Genomic DNA, 14,091 nt, shown 5'->3' with positions numbered 1-14,091 from the left:
TCCTGCTGTTAGTTAACGGGTTGTAAGTCGACGCGCGCCATCATCGCGGCCAACTGGGTACGATCTTTCACGCCAACGTTGCTTTGGCTAACGGCCATCGCCGCCACTGCCGTCGCCAGACGCAGCGTGTGCTCGCTGGATTCACGCATCAGCAAGCCGTAAATCAGGCCGCCGACCATCGAATCGCCGGCACCGACGGTGCTGACCACTTCGCAGGCAGGCGGTTTGGCGATCCATTCACCGGAGGCATTCACCCACAGCGCACCTTCCGCACCAAGAGAAATCACCACGTGCGCAATACCTTGCTCACGCAGTTCATGTGCAGCACCGATCACGTCCTGCAGCGCAGGCAGTTTGCGACCAGCCCAAATCTCCAGCTCGCGGCGGTTCGGTTTCACCAGCCACGGCGCGGCTTTCAGACCGGCGACCAGCGCTTCGCGGCTGCTGTCGAAGATGATGCAAGGGCACAGCGTGCGTAGATCGCTCATCCATTTAGTGAACGCTTCTGGTGCCACGCCGGCTGGCAGGCTGCCGCTGACGCACACCATATCGAACTGTCCGAGCCAGGTCAGAGAATCGGCGGTGAAGCGCTCCCAATCCTGCGCGGTGACCTCAAAGCCAGAGAAATTCAGGTCGGTCACATCGCCGTCTTTTTCGGTCAGCTTAACGTTGATACGCGTACGGCCCTGCACCACCTGAAAACGGTTGGCGATGCCGAGTTCGCTGAACAGCTGCTGAAAGCCGTCCTGATTCTCTTTGCCGAGGAAACCGCCGACGGTGACATCAATACCGAGATCCTTCAGCACTTTGGCAACGTTGATGCCTTTACCCGCCGCGTGCAGGCCGGTGGTTTTCACCAGGTTAACTTCGCCGCGCTCAATTTCTGGCGTGTATCCGACCAGATCGTAAGCCGGGTTTAAGGTAATTGTTGCGACACGACGGCTCATGCAACCCCCTCGCCTAAACCAGAATTGATCGCTTCTTCAATTGCGTTCAGCGCCTGCTGTGCATCTTCGCCGCTGGCGGTAAAGCGCAGGCGATGGCCTTTTTTCACACCGAGCGCAACGACTTTCATCAGGCTGCGGCCGTTAGCAGGCTTACCGCTGCCATCGAGATTAGTTACGGTGATGTCGCTGTTGAACTGTTTGATGACGGTCACCAGCGCCGTGCCCGGACGCGCGTGCAGACCGTGTTCGTTGCGGATGGTGAATTCAGCGGTCAGCAGCTCGGCAGCTTCATCGACTTCGCTGGTCAGCAGCGCCAGAATACCGGCGGCATCGGCCTTCAGCAGACGTTCAGCTTTGTTGCTCAGCAGCAGGTTGCTGAGATAGCCCAGCACTTCCAGCGGACGCTGATCGTTAGCCGCCACGGTCAGCAGCAGCGCGACGTTTTCGCCCTGATGCTGGAATGGCGCTGCCGCGCGGCTTACGGCCACTGCGCTGCCGAGATTGCCGTTGGCGCTGTCGCTCAGCCAGATGCCCTGACCGAGGCTCAGCGGGGCGCGGGAAATCACGTCAGCAATAAATGACGCGTCCACCGCGCCTGCAGCCTGCAGACGTCCGGCGTTCAGTGCCTGTAACGTGATTAAATCGCTGGCCGCCACATCAACGGCAATCAGCGAGGTATCGAATTTGAATTCTGCCGCCTGGTTTTCGCCCATCAGCAGCGCACGCAGATCTTCCGCCGAGGCGGTTTTTAGCTGTTCAGCAATGCTGTCATCACTTAATACGTGAGTGAGCTGGCGCAGCAACGCGAGGTGTTCATCCGATTTAGCGGCAATACCGATCGCCACATACGCCGTTTGCCCTTCGCCCCAATCCACGCCCTGCGGGAACTGATAAACCTGGACACCGGTTTTCAGCACCAGGTCGCGGGTGTCGGTGGTGCCGTGCGGAATGGCAATGCCGTTACCCAGGAAAGTGGTGGTTTGCTGTTCGCGCGCCAGCATGCCGTTAACGTAGCCTTCGGCCACATTGCCTGCAGCGGTTAACGCAGCGGCAACCTGACGAATGGCCTCTTCTTTATTCTGTGCGCTAGCACCGGTATGAATGGCCTGAACTTCGAGCTGGAACATATCTCTCCTCGCTTGCTGTATTGAATCGTTTCAGCTAGAGGGTGAAAAAATCTGCTGTGCATCGCGGACTTAGCCGGAGTGACAACGCTGAAACGTTTCAGGGAATATGGTACAGCCACGTACAGCAGGCAAGAAAATGCGCGATCTGAGTAGCAGATTTTTGACGTTCCGCACACTTCATGTTGGATTTAAGATTTTTACCGGCAGGCAGGCTGATGCTTTTGCTGTACAGACCAACGGCATTAAGCCCAATTCTTCAGCTAAGCGTCAGCAGTGCTTCAGGGCGCCGTCTCGGCTTCCAGTTTAAGCAGAAATGTCATGGCGCTATCACGGCTACTGCCGCACATTTCGGCGCTGGGCTGTAAGCCAGCACAGACCGCCGGACGCAGCGGTGAACCAAAGATTTTGCAACGCTGTTGCTCATCAAGCTGCACGCAACGCGTGTTGGCCGGCTTGCCGTGCGGCATGCCAGGAATCGGGGACGAGATTGAGGGGGCTGTGCAACAGGCACCGCACTGGTCACGACAAAACATCATGCGCTCCTGCAAGGAATTCGCCGCGACAATAACAGTCCCAGACCGCGAATGCCATGCACCGGCAACAATTTTACATTGGCTGACTTGCCAGTTTTTCGCCGCGCGAGTAACGTGACGCGCATTAACCTCCTGTCAGCGAGAAAACCACCATGCCAAAGGCAAATGAGATCAAAAAAGGGATGGCTGTCACCTGGAACGGCAAACTGTTACTGGTGAAAGACATTGATGTACAGAGCCCAAGTGCTCGCGGTGCCGCGACGCTCTATAAGATGCGCTTTACCGATGTCCGCACCGGCCTGAAAGTGGAAGAACGCTTCAAAGGCGACGATATTATTGACGCCATTTCGCTCAGTCGCCGCGCCGTCACCTTCTCTTATATAGATGGCGATGAGTATGTGTTTATGGATGACGAAGACTACACGCCGTACAACTTCAAAAAAGAGCAAATTGAAGAAGAGCTGCTGTTTATTCCTGAAGGTGGCATTCCCGGCATTCAGGTGCTGACGATGGATGGCCAGGTCTTGGCGCTTGAACTGCCACAAACCGTCGATATGGAAATTGTTGATACCTCGCCGGGCATTAAAGGCGCCTCCGCCAGCGCTCGCTCCAAACCCGCAGGCATGAGCACCGGCTTATCCATTCAGGTGCCGGAATACCTGAGCAATGGCGATCGCATCCGCATTCATATTGCGGAACGTCGTTATATGGGACGCGCTGATTCATAACGTGCTTCCGTCCGGCGCCCGGTGATTGTTATAGTATAACAAGGCCTTGCGCGCCGGATGCCTCTCATCCGCGTGCGATTTATTCTCTTTTTTTGGGAGACCTTTTGTGACGCGCGTAAACCTCATCACCGGATTTCTCGGCAGCGGAAAAACCACCACTCTGCTGCATCTGTTAGCCAATAAACCCGCGGATGAAAACTGGGCGATTCTGGTCAACGAATTTGGCGAAATTGGCATCGACGGCGCACTGCTCGCCGATCGCGGTGCCACGCTGAAAGAGATTCCCGGCGGCTGCATGTGCTGCGTTAACGGCTTGCCGCTGCAGGTTGGGCTGAACATGCTGCTGAAACAGGCTAAACCCGATCGTCTGATTATCGAACCCACCGGCCTTGGCCATCCCAAACAGCTGCTGAATATGCTGCGTGCTGCCGTCTATCAACCCTGGATTCAGGTGGATGCCACCTTAACGCTGCTCGATCCGCGCCAGCTTGCCGACGCACGCGTAGTGGAGAATGAGAATTTCCGCGATCAGCTGGTGGCGGCCGATATCATCGTGGCGAACAAAAGCGATCGCTGGAGCGATAATGATCGTCAGCGTTTGCAGGATTGGCAGCAGCAATTTTTGGGCGAACGTCAGATGGTGGAAGCGGCGTGGGGACACATCGATCCCGCGCTGTTGACTCAACCCGCCTTGGCGGATCGTGCGGTTCCCGATGCAGCACATCACCACCATAATTCACGTCCACAAGGCTTGGCCGCACTGAAACTGGATGGCCAGGCGCGCTGGCGTCGTGCGCTAAATGAAGGCCAGGGCTATGCTTCCTGTGGCTGGATTTTCGATGGTGAAACCGTGTTTGATACGATCAAAGCGCTAGAGTGGGCAAGGCATGCGCCAGTTGATCGCGTTAAAGGTGTGTTGCGCACTGCCGATGGTTTAGTGAATATCAATCGCCAGGGCGACGATCTGTTTATAGAAACCCGCCCTACCACACCGCCGGATAGCCGCATCGAATTGATTCATCATCAGCCTGCTGACTGGAACCTTTTGCAGACCGCTTTGTTGAAGATTCGTTTAAATTAGATGCGTTAGGTTGCCCCGTTGTTTTCACTTTGAGTCTATTTTCTATGCGCGCTTCTCGATTAGTCACCATCCTGCTGCTGAATGCGCTGGGTGTGATGCTTTTCCTTTCATGGTACCTGCCGCCGGATCACGGGTTCTGGTTTGGTATCGATAAAGCCATCTTTTATGGCTTCAATGACCAGATGGTTGATCATCACGGTTTCGCACTGTTAGTGGCCATCACTAACTTCCGCGGTTTCGATGTGGTTTCGCTGCTGGCCATGGGTTTGCTCTATTTAAGCTACTGGCGTCGCGAGACACCGCAAGGTCGCCGCCGTTTGCTGGCCATTGGCATCACGATGCTGCTGAGCGCGGTAGTACTGAACCAACTCGGTCATCTGCTGCCGGTACAGCACTCCAGCCCAACGCTGTTCTTTGAGAATGTGCATCGCGTAAGCGAACTGACCGGCATCCCGGCCAAAGATGCCTCGAAAGATAGCTTCCCTGGCGACCACGGCATGATGCTGATGATCTTCACCTGCTTTATGTGGCGCTATTTCGGCTTCCGCGCGTTTCTGGTGGGGTTGATGATTACCGTGGTGTTTGCTCTGCCACGTGTGATGGCGGGTGCGCACTGGTTTACTGATATCGCTGTGGGTTCGTTGTCAGTGGTGCTGGTTGGCATGAGCTGGTGCCTGTTAACGCCCTTCAGCGACAAGCTGGTGAATTGGCTGAACCGTTCGTTGCCGGGCAAATATAAGCCGCGCACGTAATTGTTAAGCGCGAGTGATCATAGAACAAAAAGTCAGTCGCTCGCGCTTATTTAAAACCTGAATAAACTATTAGCAAACTAACATTATTCAGGTAAAAGAAAAGATTATGATGAAAAACGCGGAACAATAGCCTTAATCCTAAGTTGTCCAGCCCGAACCCTCTTAAAATCGGCCTTAGCGCCAGAATTACCCCCTTATTGCACCGCTGTTTGGCTATTAAATCGCTGCCAATTGCTGATAAAGTCGCCATTGTGTTACAGATTGATTTCACATCGAAAAAACCTTTGAATATTTATATAAAAGCACTCGCCACGCGGTCTGTAATCGGTTAACCTCGAATCCGATTAGTAAGCAACAGCATAAAATGCGGTGCTGAAAGCGACAAAAATGTGTGCATTAACACATTTTAGTAATTAAGGATTTGTCTTAGACGGTCGTACTTATTAATCTCAACCCGTTTTGTCATCTGGCTGACGACATTCTGTCGTAAGGAAATCGAAGGAAAACACGTACAATGGTCAAGTCTCAACCAATTCTGAGATACCTCAGGCGGATCATTCCCGCGGTAGCACTCGCAACACTTTTATCAGCATGCAGCAGTACCCATAACGGTCAGAACGCGAATAACGAGAATCATGAAGTTAACAACCAGAATGGTTTTTTACTTCAAGCGTCTCAGGACGAATTTGAACAGATGGTGCAGAACGTGGACGTTAAGTCCCGCATCATGGAACAGTACAGTGACTGGAAAGGTGTACGTTATCGCTTAGGCGGCGACACCAAACGCGGCATTGATTGTTCTGCTTTTGTTCAGCGCACCTTTCGCGAGCAGTTCGGTTTAGATTTGCCACGCTCAACGTCAGAACAGCAAGACACCGGCAAAGAAATTTCACGCAATAAATTGCGCGCAGGTGACTTAGTGCTGTTCCGCGCCGGTTCTACCGGTCGCCACGTGGGCATCTATCTTGGCAACGATAACTTTGTTCACGCGTCCACCAGCAGTGGCGTAATGATTTCCAACCTGAATGACAGTTATTGGAAAAATCGTTACCGCGAAGCGCGTCGGGTTCTTGCTAAAAACCCAAGCTAACGTATTTCTTTGATGATCCTCTCAGCCAGAGAATCAGAAACGCTGCCCCGGCAGCGTTTTTTTTCGCCCGTAGTTTTTAACTCAAATCCAACCGATAAAAAGTAATTGAGAATCAAAAATATAACGAGACATTCTTCGCGCTCTCGTTATATTCTCGTTGACTTCCTGATACCCAGATATTGCGCTGCAGACACCGTTATCACCGTGGCTGCGGTCTGAAGTGGGTAGTGACCAAACGATAAACATAATAAAAAATGGCAAGACAAGGGGAATGCACTCCATGCCACTGTCAGGGACATTAAAACACCACAGCAGTTATTCACGCCGTATCGCCTGGCATAGTGCGATTATCGGCGCGGCATTCTTTCTGCTTTTTGTCACCGTGCTATTAACACTCACCTGGCAAAAACGCGTACAACAACACGAACAGCTTCTGGCACACAGCCGCGACGATTTACAACAGGTGATAGCAAGCCTGGTCGATACACTTTATCCCTTACAGCAATACACCCAGTTAGCCTGCAACAACGTCAGTCGTGAGCTCACTTCTCGCGCCGCCTTTGCCGGTAATATCCGCGCCATCCTGCTGGTGCGTGATGGCAACGCTTACTGCTCTTCTGCCACCGGCGCTTTTCTGATGCCGGCCAACGATATTTCTCCTGAGTCTGAACTGGAACGCGATCGCGATATGCGCTTGCTGGAAGGCACGCCATTGCTACCGAAGAAACCGGCGCTGGTGCTATGGGTGAAAAATCCAGGTTCAGCCGAGACCGGCCTTTTCGCCACCATGAACATCAGCCTGACGCCTTATCAGCTGCTGGCCTCTTATCATCCCGAAATCACTGGCATGGCGCTGGTGGTCGGCAACAAAGCGCTGTTGAGCGGCAGCAACAACGTGGTACGCGCGAGTGATTTACCGCCATCGCTGCATGAAATAGCCTTTAATAACAGCGATCTGCACTTCGTGCTATTTGGCACCACCTTAGCGCCACGCGATTACTCACTGACGTTGCTGACCGGCATACTCTTCTCACTGCTGATTTCCGCGCTAAGCGGGTTGTTGCTGACGCGACATCAGCGGCCGGGCAAAGAGATCATGCAGGGCATTAAACGCGGCCAGTTTCATGTTGAATACCAGCCGCTGGTCACCGCGCACGATGGACAACCCTACGGCGTGGAAGCGCTGCTGCGCTGGACGCATCCCACTGAAGGCATGATTCCGCCGGATGCCTTTATCAGCTACGCCGAAGCGCAAAACCTGATTATTCCGCTCACTCAGCATCTGTTCACGCTGGTGGCGCGCGATGCCCAGTTTCTCTGTAAACAGCTGCCGCGCGGCACGCGCCTGAGCCTCAATCTCTCGCCGCTGCATCTCGCTTCAGAGAGCTTCCGGCGCGATGTCCAGGCATGGATTAACATCATGCCCACCGATCACTTCAACTATGTGTTTGAAATTACCGAGCGCAGCATGGTCGGTGAAAAAAGCGCGGGAGAAATCTTCGCCTGGCTACATGAGAACAATTTTAAAATAGCGATTGATGATTTCGGCACCGGGCATAGCGCGCTGATCTATCTGGAAAAATATCCGTTCGATTACCTGAAAATCGATCGCGGCTTTGTGCAAAGTATTGGTACAGAAACCGTCACCTCACCAGTGCTTGATGCAGTGCTGCTGCTGGCGAAAAAACTCAATCTCAAAACCGTGGCTGAAGGGGTCGAAACGGGCGATCAGGCGGCGTGGCTGGTGAATCGCGGCGTGACGCATTTACAAGGCTATCTGTTTAGTCGTCCGTTACGCCCCGAAAACCTCGTCAGCTATTATCAACGCCAGCGCGCGCTGAGTTAACATCACGCGAACCCCATGAAACTGCTACCATAAAGTGCGGAACACCACAGGAGATCGCCCCACTTATGCTGCTGCGTCTTGTCACAGCGTTGTTCATTTGTAGCGCCACTGCGCCGCTGCATGCCGCCACCATCAATGAAAGCTATGCCTTCGCTAAGCTGGGCGAGCCGAAATATGCGGTGAATTTCACTCACTACGATTACGCCAATCCCGCCGCGCCCAAAGGCGGCAAGATCACGCTGGCGGTGGTGGGCACCTACGACAACTTCAATCGTTTCGCCTCGCGCGGCAATCCCGGCATCGGTACCGATACGCTGTATGACGGCTTGTTTACCACCTCCGATGATGAACCTGGCAGCTACTATCCGCTGATCGCGGAATCAGCGCGCTATCCCGACGACTATCGCTGGATGGAAGTGTCGATCAATCCTCATGCACAGTTTCAGGACGGAACACCGATTACCGCGCAGGATGTGGCTTTCACCTTCCAGAAATTCATGACGGAAGGTGTGCCGCAGTTCCGCGTGGCGTTTCGTGACGTGCAAGTGAAAGCGCTAAACCGTCTCACCGTGCGTATCGACATGCCGAAACCGGACAAAGATCGGATTCTCAGCTGGCTAACGCTGCCGGTCATCCCGGAAAAATTCTGGCAAAACAAAAAGTTTAACGAGCCGATTGGTTATCCGCCGCTGGCCAGCGGGCCTTATCGCGTCACCTCCTATAAATCGGGTCAGTTTATCCAGTACAGCCGGGTGAAAGATTACTGGGCCGCCAATCTGCCGGTGAATCGCGGGCGTTTTAACTTCGATACTTTGCGTTATGACTATTATCTTGATGACAACGTGGCGTTTGAGGCCTTTAAAGCCGGCGCTTACGATTTGCGCGAAGAGAGTTCAGCGAAGAAATGGGCGACACAATATCGCGGTCGCAACTTTGACAGTCACGCCATCGTCAAATCGACCATTCCCAACACCGTTTCCACCGACACGCAATGGCTGGCATTTAACAACGAAAAACCGCTGTTCGCCGATCGTCGCGTGCGTGAAGCCATCACGCTGGCGTTCGATTTCGAGTGGATGAACAAAGCCTTGTTCTATGGCGCTTATAAACGCACGCGCAGCTATTTCCAGAACACTGAATATGCAGCGCTTGGCTATCCCAAAGCCGAGCAGTTGATTCTGCTGGCGCCCTATAAAGCGCAGCTGCCGCCCGAAGTGTTCAACAATGAGTATGCCCCGCCACGTTCTGACGGCAGCGGTTTCGACCGCGGCAACCTGTTGCAAGCCATGAACTTGCTGAAAGCGGCGGGTTGGGAAATCAGAAATCAGCAATTGGTGAATGTGAAATCCGGCCAGCCGTTCCGTTTCGAATTACTGATGCGCAGCGGTACGCAAAACGACTGGGCGTTGCCGTTCCAGCACAGCTTGCAACGGCTTGGCATCCAGGTCTCGCTGCGCCAGATTGACAGCTCGCAATATCTCCGCCGTATGCGCGAAGGCGACTACGACATGATCCCATCGCTCTATTACGCCATGCCATGGCCCTCGACCAGCTTGCAAACGATTTGGCAATCTCAATTTATTGACTCTTCCTGGAACAGGCCGCGCGTGAAAGATCCCATAGTCGACCATTTTGTGCAGCAGATCGTTGAGCATCAGGGCGATGAGAAAGCGCTGCTGCCGCTCGGCCAGGCGCTGGATCGCATCCTGCTGTGGAATGCCTACATGATTCCGATGTGGTACAGCGCGGAAGATCGCATGGCGTATTGGGACAAGTTTTCCCATCCCGAGATTAAACCCGCGTTTGCTACCGGTCTGGAAAACTGGTGGTACGATGTGAACAAAGCCGGGCGATTGCCGGCCAATCGACGCTGAGGAGCACGGTTTGGCAGCCTATTTTCTTCGCAGGTTACTGCTGATCATCCCGACACTTTGGGCGATCATCACCCTGAACTTCTTTATTGTGCAGATTGCGCCGGGCGGCCCGGTGGATCAGGCGTTAGCCAACGTGCAGTTTGGTCACAGTACCGGCATTCCCGGCTCAGTCGGCGGCGACAGCGGCGCGCGCGGTGCGCTGATGCGTGACAATCCCGGCGACAGCCAATATCGAGGCGCACGCGGACTCGATCCGGAAGTGATCGCGGAAATTAAGCATCGCTATGGCTTCGATAAACCGCTGCTGCAGCGTTACGGTGAAATGCTGTGGAACTACATTCGTTTTGATTTCGGCGACAGCCTGTTCCGCAGCGCATCGGTGCTGCAACTGATCAAAGAGAGTTTGCCGGTCTCCATCAGCCTGGGATTGTGGAGCACCTTGATCATTTACCTGGTATCAATTCCGCTGGGCATCAAAAAAGCGGTGCGTAACGGCAGCGCTTTCGACATCTGGAGCAGCACTTTTATCATCATTGGCTATTCGATTCCGGCCTTCCTGTTCGGCATCATGCTGATTGTGCTGTTCGCCGGCGGCAGCTATTTCGACTGGTTCCCGCTGCGCGGCCTGACGTCACCGCAGTTTGATGCGCTGCCGTGGTACAGCAAAATCAGCGATTACCTGTGGCACATCACGCTGCCGGTGCTGGCTACGGTGATTGGCGGTTTCGCCACGCTGACCATGCTGACTAAAAACTCGTTCCTTGATGAGATCCGCAAACAATATGTGGTCACCGCGCGCGCCAAAGGGCTGGATGAGAAGCGCGTGCTGTACGGCCACGTGTTCCGCAACGCCATGCTGCTGGTGATCGCCGGTTTCCCCGCCACTTTTATCAGCATGTTTTTCACCAGCTCGGTGTTGATAGAGGTGATGTTCTCACTCAATGGTTTGGGCCTGCTCGGCTATGACGCCACTATTCAGCGCGACTATCCGGTGATGTTCGGCACGCTCTATATCTTCACCTTGATTGGCCTGCTGATGAACATTCTTAGCGATCTGACCTACACGCTGGTCGATCCGCGCATTGATTTTGAGGGACGCTGATGCGCTTATCTCCGGTTAACCAGCAGCGCTGGCAGCGTTTTCGCCATAACCGACGCGGTTACTGGTCGCTGTGGATTTTCCTGATCATTTTTGTTCTGTCACTGGGCGCTGAGCTGCTGGCTAACGACAAACCGCTGCTGGTGCATTATCAGCAGCGCTGGTATGTGCCGCTGCTGTTCAACTACAGCGAAAGTGATTACGGCGGTGATTTCTCTACGCCTGCCGATTATCAGGATCCCTGGCTGAAGCAGCGCATCGATCAACAAGGTTGGGCGATCTGGGCACCGATTCGCTTCAGCGACAGCACCATCAACTTCGCCACCGATGTGCCCTTCCCTTCGCCACCTTCGGCGCAAAACTGGCTCGGTACCGATGCTAACGGTGGTGATGTGCTGGCACGCTTGCTGTATGGCACGCGCATCTCATTGCTGTTCGGCATCATGCTGACGCTGTTCTCCAGCGTGATTGGCATCGTAGTCGGCGCGGTGCAAGGCTACTTCGGTGGCCGCATTGATCTGGTGGGTCAGCGTCTGATTGAAGTGTGGTCCGGCATGCCATCGCTGTTCCTGCTGATTCTGCTCTCCAGCGTGATTCAGCCCGGCTTCTGGTGGCTGTTGCTGGTGACAGTGGTGTTTGGCTGGATGAGCCTGGTAAGCGTGGTGCGCGCCGAATTCCTGCGCGCACGTAACTACGATTATATCCGTGCGGCGCGCGCGCTCGGCGTCAGCGATAGCCGCATTATGCTGCGCCACATGCTGCCCAACGCCATGGTCGCCACGCTGACGTTTTTGCCGTTTATCCTGTGCGGCTCAATCACCACGCTAACTTCGCTGGACTTCCTGGGTTTTGGTTTGCCAGTGGGATCGCCCTCGCTTGGCGAGCTGCTGTTACAGGGCAAAAACAATTTACAGGCGCCGTGGCTGGGACTGGCGGGCTTCTTTGCCCTCGCCCTGCTGCTGTCGTTACTGATCTTTATCGGCGAAGCGGTACGCGATGCCTTTGACCCGAGCCGAGGACGCTAAATGAGCCTGTTAACGGTGAATCATCTGGCGGTGGCCTTTCAGGATCGCCGCGTGGTAGAAGACATTTCGCTGCAGATTGACGCCGGCGAAACGCTGGCGCTGGTGGGCGAATCCGGTTCCGGTAAAAGCGTGACTGCGCTGTCGATCATGCGCTTATTGCCGCAGCCGCCGGTCAACTATCCGCAAGGCGAAATTCTGTTTAACGGCCAGGATATTTTGCAAGCCAGCGAACGCACCCTGCGCGGGCTGCGTGGTAACCAGATGGCGATGATTTTTCAGGAGCCGATGGTGTCGCTCAATCCACTGCATAACGTGGAGAAGCAGCTGTATGAAGTGCTGTCGGTGCATCGCGGCATGCGGCGCGAAGCCGCGCGTGGCGAAATGCTGAGCTGCCTGGATCGCGTCGGCATTCGCCATGCGGCATCGCGCTTGCAGGATTTTCCGCACCAGCTTTCTGGTGGTGAGCGACAGCGCGTGATGATCGCCATGGCGCTGCTAACCCAGCCGAAGCTGCTGATCGCCGATGAACCGACCACAGCACTGGATGTGACGGTGCAGGCGCAAATTCTGCAACTGCTGCGCGAACTGCAGCGTGAACTCAACATGGGCATGCTGTTCATCACCCATAACCTCAATATCGTGCGTCAGCTGGCGCACAGCGTCACGGTGATGCGCAATGGCCGCGCTGTGGAACACAATCGCTGCGATATGCTGTTCAGCCAGCCGCAGCAGCCCTATACGCGCGAACTGATCGCCGCCGAGCCGGATGGCGAACCGGTGCCGCTGCTGGATGCGCAACCGCTGTTACAGGTGAAAAACCTGCAGGTTGGTTTCCCGATCCGGCGGGGATTGCTGCGTCGCACCGTGGCAGAGAAGATGGCGCTTAAGGATCTTAGCTTTACCCTGCGGCGTGGCGAAAGCCTCGGACTGGTGGGCGAATCGGGTTCGGGCAAGAGTACAACGGGCCTGGCGCTGCTGCGTTTAATTAGCGCGCGCGGTGAGATCTGGTTTGACGATCAGCCGCTGCATCAGCTGTCGCCAAAGCAGTTATTGCCGCTGCGCCAGCGCATTCAGGTGGTGTTTCAGGATCCCAATTCGTCGCTCAATCCGCGCATGACGGTGCAACAGGTGATTGCGGAAGGTTTAGCGGTGCATCGCCCGGAACTGAGCAGTGCGGAGCAGGAAGCCAAAGTGATTGCGGTAATGCAGGAAGTGGGACTCGATGCCGACAGCCGCTCACGCTATCCGGCGGAGTTTTCAGGCGGTCAGCGCCAGCGCATCGCGATCGCCCGCGCGTTGATCCTGGAGCCGCAGCTGATTGTGCTGGATGAACCCACCTCGTCGCTGGACCGCTCGGTGCAGAAGCAAATTCTCACCTTACTGCGCCGTTTGCAGCAGCAGCATCAGCTCGCCTATCTGTTTATCAGCCATGATTTGCAGGTGGTGCGCGCGCTCTGTCATCAGCTGATTGTGCTGCGTCAGGGTGAAGTGGTGGAGCAAGGTGATTGCGAAACGCTGTTTAACGCACCAGCAGCCGATTACACGCGGCAGCTACTGGCGTCTGCGCAGGGAAAAGATCTAAGTCAGTGACCATCAAAGGTTTCGGCGATAGCGACACCCTGATTTTTCAGGCAGCAGTTGGTCGCGCTTTCGTCATCACGTTGAATCAGCAGGCAAGGCTGCCCTTCACACTCGGCGATTTTGCACTCGACCTGAATTTGCGCCAGCGTCTCCTTCAGCTGGTGCAGAATTTCCAGCGCCGGATGACCATCATGACTCAGCAGGCGCAGCACCACTAAATCTTCGGCATGCACGCCATTCGCTGCTTCCTGACGCACAATTTCACCCGCATGTTCCAGCGACCAGCGATAATGTTGTGGCAAGCGATGCACAACGGAAAGTTGCAGCATAGTTATACGGCCCCCAGAGACGTTAACTTTATTCACGACGACGGCACAACGTGGTGAATCCCAACCTGATTAGCTCTGA

General features: G+C 54.8%; 13 protein-coding genes. 9 read left to right on the top strand and 4 right to left on the bottom strand.

Translation table 11 applies throughout. The annotated features are described in order from the left end of the window. Nucleotides 1-8: 8 nt before the first annotated feature. The 3 genes from fruK to Q3H59_RS06745 all read right to left on the bottom strand — a co-directional run bounded on the left by fruK (nucleotide 9) and on the right by Q3H59_RS06745 (nucleotide 2,607). A complete protein-coding gene (gene fruK, locus Q3H59_RS06755) occupies nucleotides 9-947 on the bottom strand; it encodes a 1-phosphofructokinase (RefSeq protein WP_101763702.1) in 939 nt (312 codons plus the stop codon). Continuing rightward, nucleotides 944-2,074: a fused PTS fructose transporter subunit IIA/HPr protein gene (gene fruB / locus Q3H59_RS06750; protein ID WP_101763701.1), complete on the bottom strand. Its 1,131-nt coding sequence runs from the start codon at nucleotides 2,072-2,074 to the stop codon at nucleotides 944-946. Before fruB ends, fruK begins: the two co-directional genes overlap by 4 nt. Nucleotides 2,075-2,352: 278 nt before the next feature. Beyond that, the gene (locus Q3H59_RS06745) at nucleotides 2,353-2,607 is read right to left on the bottom strand and encodes a YkgJ family cysteine cluster protein (protein WP_101763700.1); all 255 of its coding nucleotides are present in this window, start codon (nucleotides 2,605-2,607) and stop codon (nucleotides 2,353-2,355) included. Between the two features lie 152 nt (nucleotides 2,608-2,759). On the opposite strand from Q3H59_RS06745, the gene yeiP reads away from it, so the two are divergent. The 9 genes from yeiP (at nucleotide 2,760) to yejF (ending at nucleotide 13,692) form a co-directional block, all read left to right on the top strand. After that, on the top strand, nucleotides 2,760-3,335 hold the full coding sequence (gene yeiP / locus Q3H59_RS06740) for an elongation factor P-like protein YeiP (RefSeq protein WP_008105009.1): 576 nt from the start codon (nucleotides 2,760-2,762) through the stop codon (nucleotides 3,333-3,335). A 106-nt stretch (nucleotides 3,336-3,441) separates the two neighbouring features. Beyond that, nucleotides 3,442-4,416 (top strand): GTP-binding protein, encoded by a 975-nt coding sequence (locus Q3H59_RS06735; protein WP_309833911.1) that lies wholly within the window; start codon nucleotides 3,442-3,444, stop codon nucleotides 4,414-4,416. Nucleotides 4,417-4,460: 44 nt separating this feature from the next. Next, nucleotides 4,461-5,168, top strand: coding sequence for a phosphatase PAP2 family protein (locus Q3H59_RS06730; protein WP_101763698.1), 708 nt, complete (start codon nucleotides 4,461-4,463; stop codon nucleotides 5,166-5,168). A 514-nt stretch (nucleotides 5,169-5,682) separates the two neighbouring features. Next, nucleotides 5,683-6,258: a bifunctional murein DD-endopeptidase/murein LD-carboxypeptidase gene (gene mepS / locus Q3H59_RS06725; protein WP_008105015.1), complete on the top strand. Its 576-nt coding sequence runs from the start codon at nucleotides 5,683-5,685 to the stop codon at nucleotides 6,256-6,258. 280 nt (nucleotides 6,259-6,538) lie between these two features. After that, nucleotides 6,539-8,104: a cyclic di-GMP phosphodiesterase gene (locus Q3H59_RS06720; RefSeq protein WP_309833908.1), complete on the top strand. Its 1,566-nt coding sequence runs from the start codon at nucleotides 6,539-6,541 to the stop codon at nucleotides 8,102-8,104. Nucleotides 8,105-8,169: 65 nt separating this feature from the next. Continuing rightward, nucleotides 8,170-9,978, top strand: a complete 1,809-nt coding sequence (locus Q3H59_RS06715) for an extracellular solute-binding protein (RefSeq protein ID WP_101763696.1) — start codon at nucleotides 8,170-8,172, stop codon at nucleotides 9,976-9,978. A 10-nt stretch (nucleotides 9,979-9,988) separates the two neighbouring features. Continuing rightward, nucleotides 9,989-11,080 carry a microcin C ABC transporter permease YejB gene (locus Q3H59_RS06710; protein WP_101763695.1) on the top strand — a complete coding sequence of 364 codons (1,092 nt, stop codon included), beginning with the start codon at nucleotides 9,989-9,991 and terminating at the stop codon, nucleotides 11,078-11,080. Beyond that, on the top strand, nucleotides 11,080-12,102 hold the full coding sequence (locus Q3H59_RS06705; RefSeq protein WP_101763694.1) for an ABC transporter permease: 1,023 nt from the start codon (nucleotides 11,080-11,082) through the stop codon (nucleotides 12,100-12,102). Before Q3H59_RS06710 ends, Q3H59_RS06705 begins: the two co-directional genes overlap by 1 nt. Further along, nucleotides 12,103-13,692, top strand: coding sequence for a microcin C ABC transporter ATP-binding protein YejF (yejF, locus tag Q3H59_RS06700; RefSeq protein ID WP_309833904.1), 1,590 nt, complete (start codon nucleotides 12,103-12,105; stop codon nucleotides 13,690-13,692). It abuts the gene before it with no gap. On the opposite strand, the gene Q3H59_RS06695 is transcribed toward yejF, so the two are convergent. After that, nucleotides 13,686-14,012, bottom strand: a complete 327-nt coding sequence (locus Q3H59_RS06695) for a hypothetical protein (RefSeq protein WP_101763692.1) — start codon at nucleotides 14,010-14,012, stop codon at nucleotides 13,686-13,688. The two genes, yejF and Q3H59_RS06695, sit on opposite strands and share 7 nt — an antisense overlap. Between the last annotated feature and the right edge of the window lie 79 nt (nucleotides 14,013-14,091).

Source organism: Pantoea sp. SORGH_AS_0659 (assembly GCF_031453915.1).
Lineage (GTDB): Bacteria > Pseudomonadota > Gammaproteobacteria > Enterobacterales > Enterobacteriaceae > Pantoea > Pantoea leporis.
The sequence above is the reverse complement of the archived record's forward strand: the minus strand, read 5'-3'. Positions and strand labels throughout refer to the sequence as shown.

What these genes read in the sequence shown, in the direction of transcription:
- Q3H59_RS06745 (WP_101763700.1), bottom strand. Translation starts at nt 2,607, where the DNA reads ATGTTTTGTCGTGACCAGTGCGGTGCCTGTTGCACAGCCCCCTCAATC.
- yejF (WP_309833904.1), top strand. Translation starts at nt 12,103, where the DNA reads ATGAGCCTGTTAACGGTGAATCATCTGGCGGTGGCCTTTCAGGATCGC.
- Q3H59_RS06695 (WP_101763692.1), bottom strand. Translation starts at nt 14,012, where the DNA reads ATGCTGCAACTTTCCGTTGTGCATCGCTTGCCACAACATTATCGCTGG.
- Q3H59_RS06705 (WP_101763694.1), top strand. Translation starts at nt 11,080, where the DNA reads ATGCGCTTATCTCCGGTTAACCAGCAGCGCTGGCAGCGTTTTCGCCAT.
- fruK (WP_101763702.1), bottom strand. Translation starts at nt 947, where the DNA reads ATGAGCCGTCGTGTCGCAACAATTACCTTAAACCCGGCTTACGATCTG.
- Q3H59_RS06730 (WP_101763698.1), top strand. Translation starts at nt 4,461, where the DNA reads ATGCGCGCTTCTCGATTAGTCACCATCCTGCTGCTGAATGCGCTGGGT.
- fruB (WP_101763701.1), bottom strand. Translation starts at nt 2,074, where the DNA reads ATGTTCCAGCTCGAAGTTCAGGCCATTCATACCGGTGCTAGCGCACAG.
- mepS (WP_008105015.1), top strand. Translation starts at nt 5,683, where the DNA reads ATGGTCAAGTCTCAACCAATTCTGAGATACCTCAGGCGGATCATTCCC.
- Q3H59_RS06720 (WP_309833908.1), top strand. Translation starts at nt 6,539, where the DNA reads ATGCCACTGTCAGGGACATTAAAACACCACAGCAGTTATTCACGCCGT.
- yeiP (WP_008105009.1), top strand. Translation starts at nt 2,760, where the DNA reads ATGCCAAAGGCAAATGAGATCAAAAAAGGGATGGCTGTCACCTGGAAC.
- Q3H59_RS06715 (WP_101763696.1), top strand. Translation starts at nt 8,170, where the DNA reads ATGCTGCTGCGTCTTGTCACAGCGTTGTTCATTTGTAGCGCCACTGCG.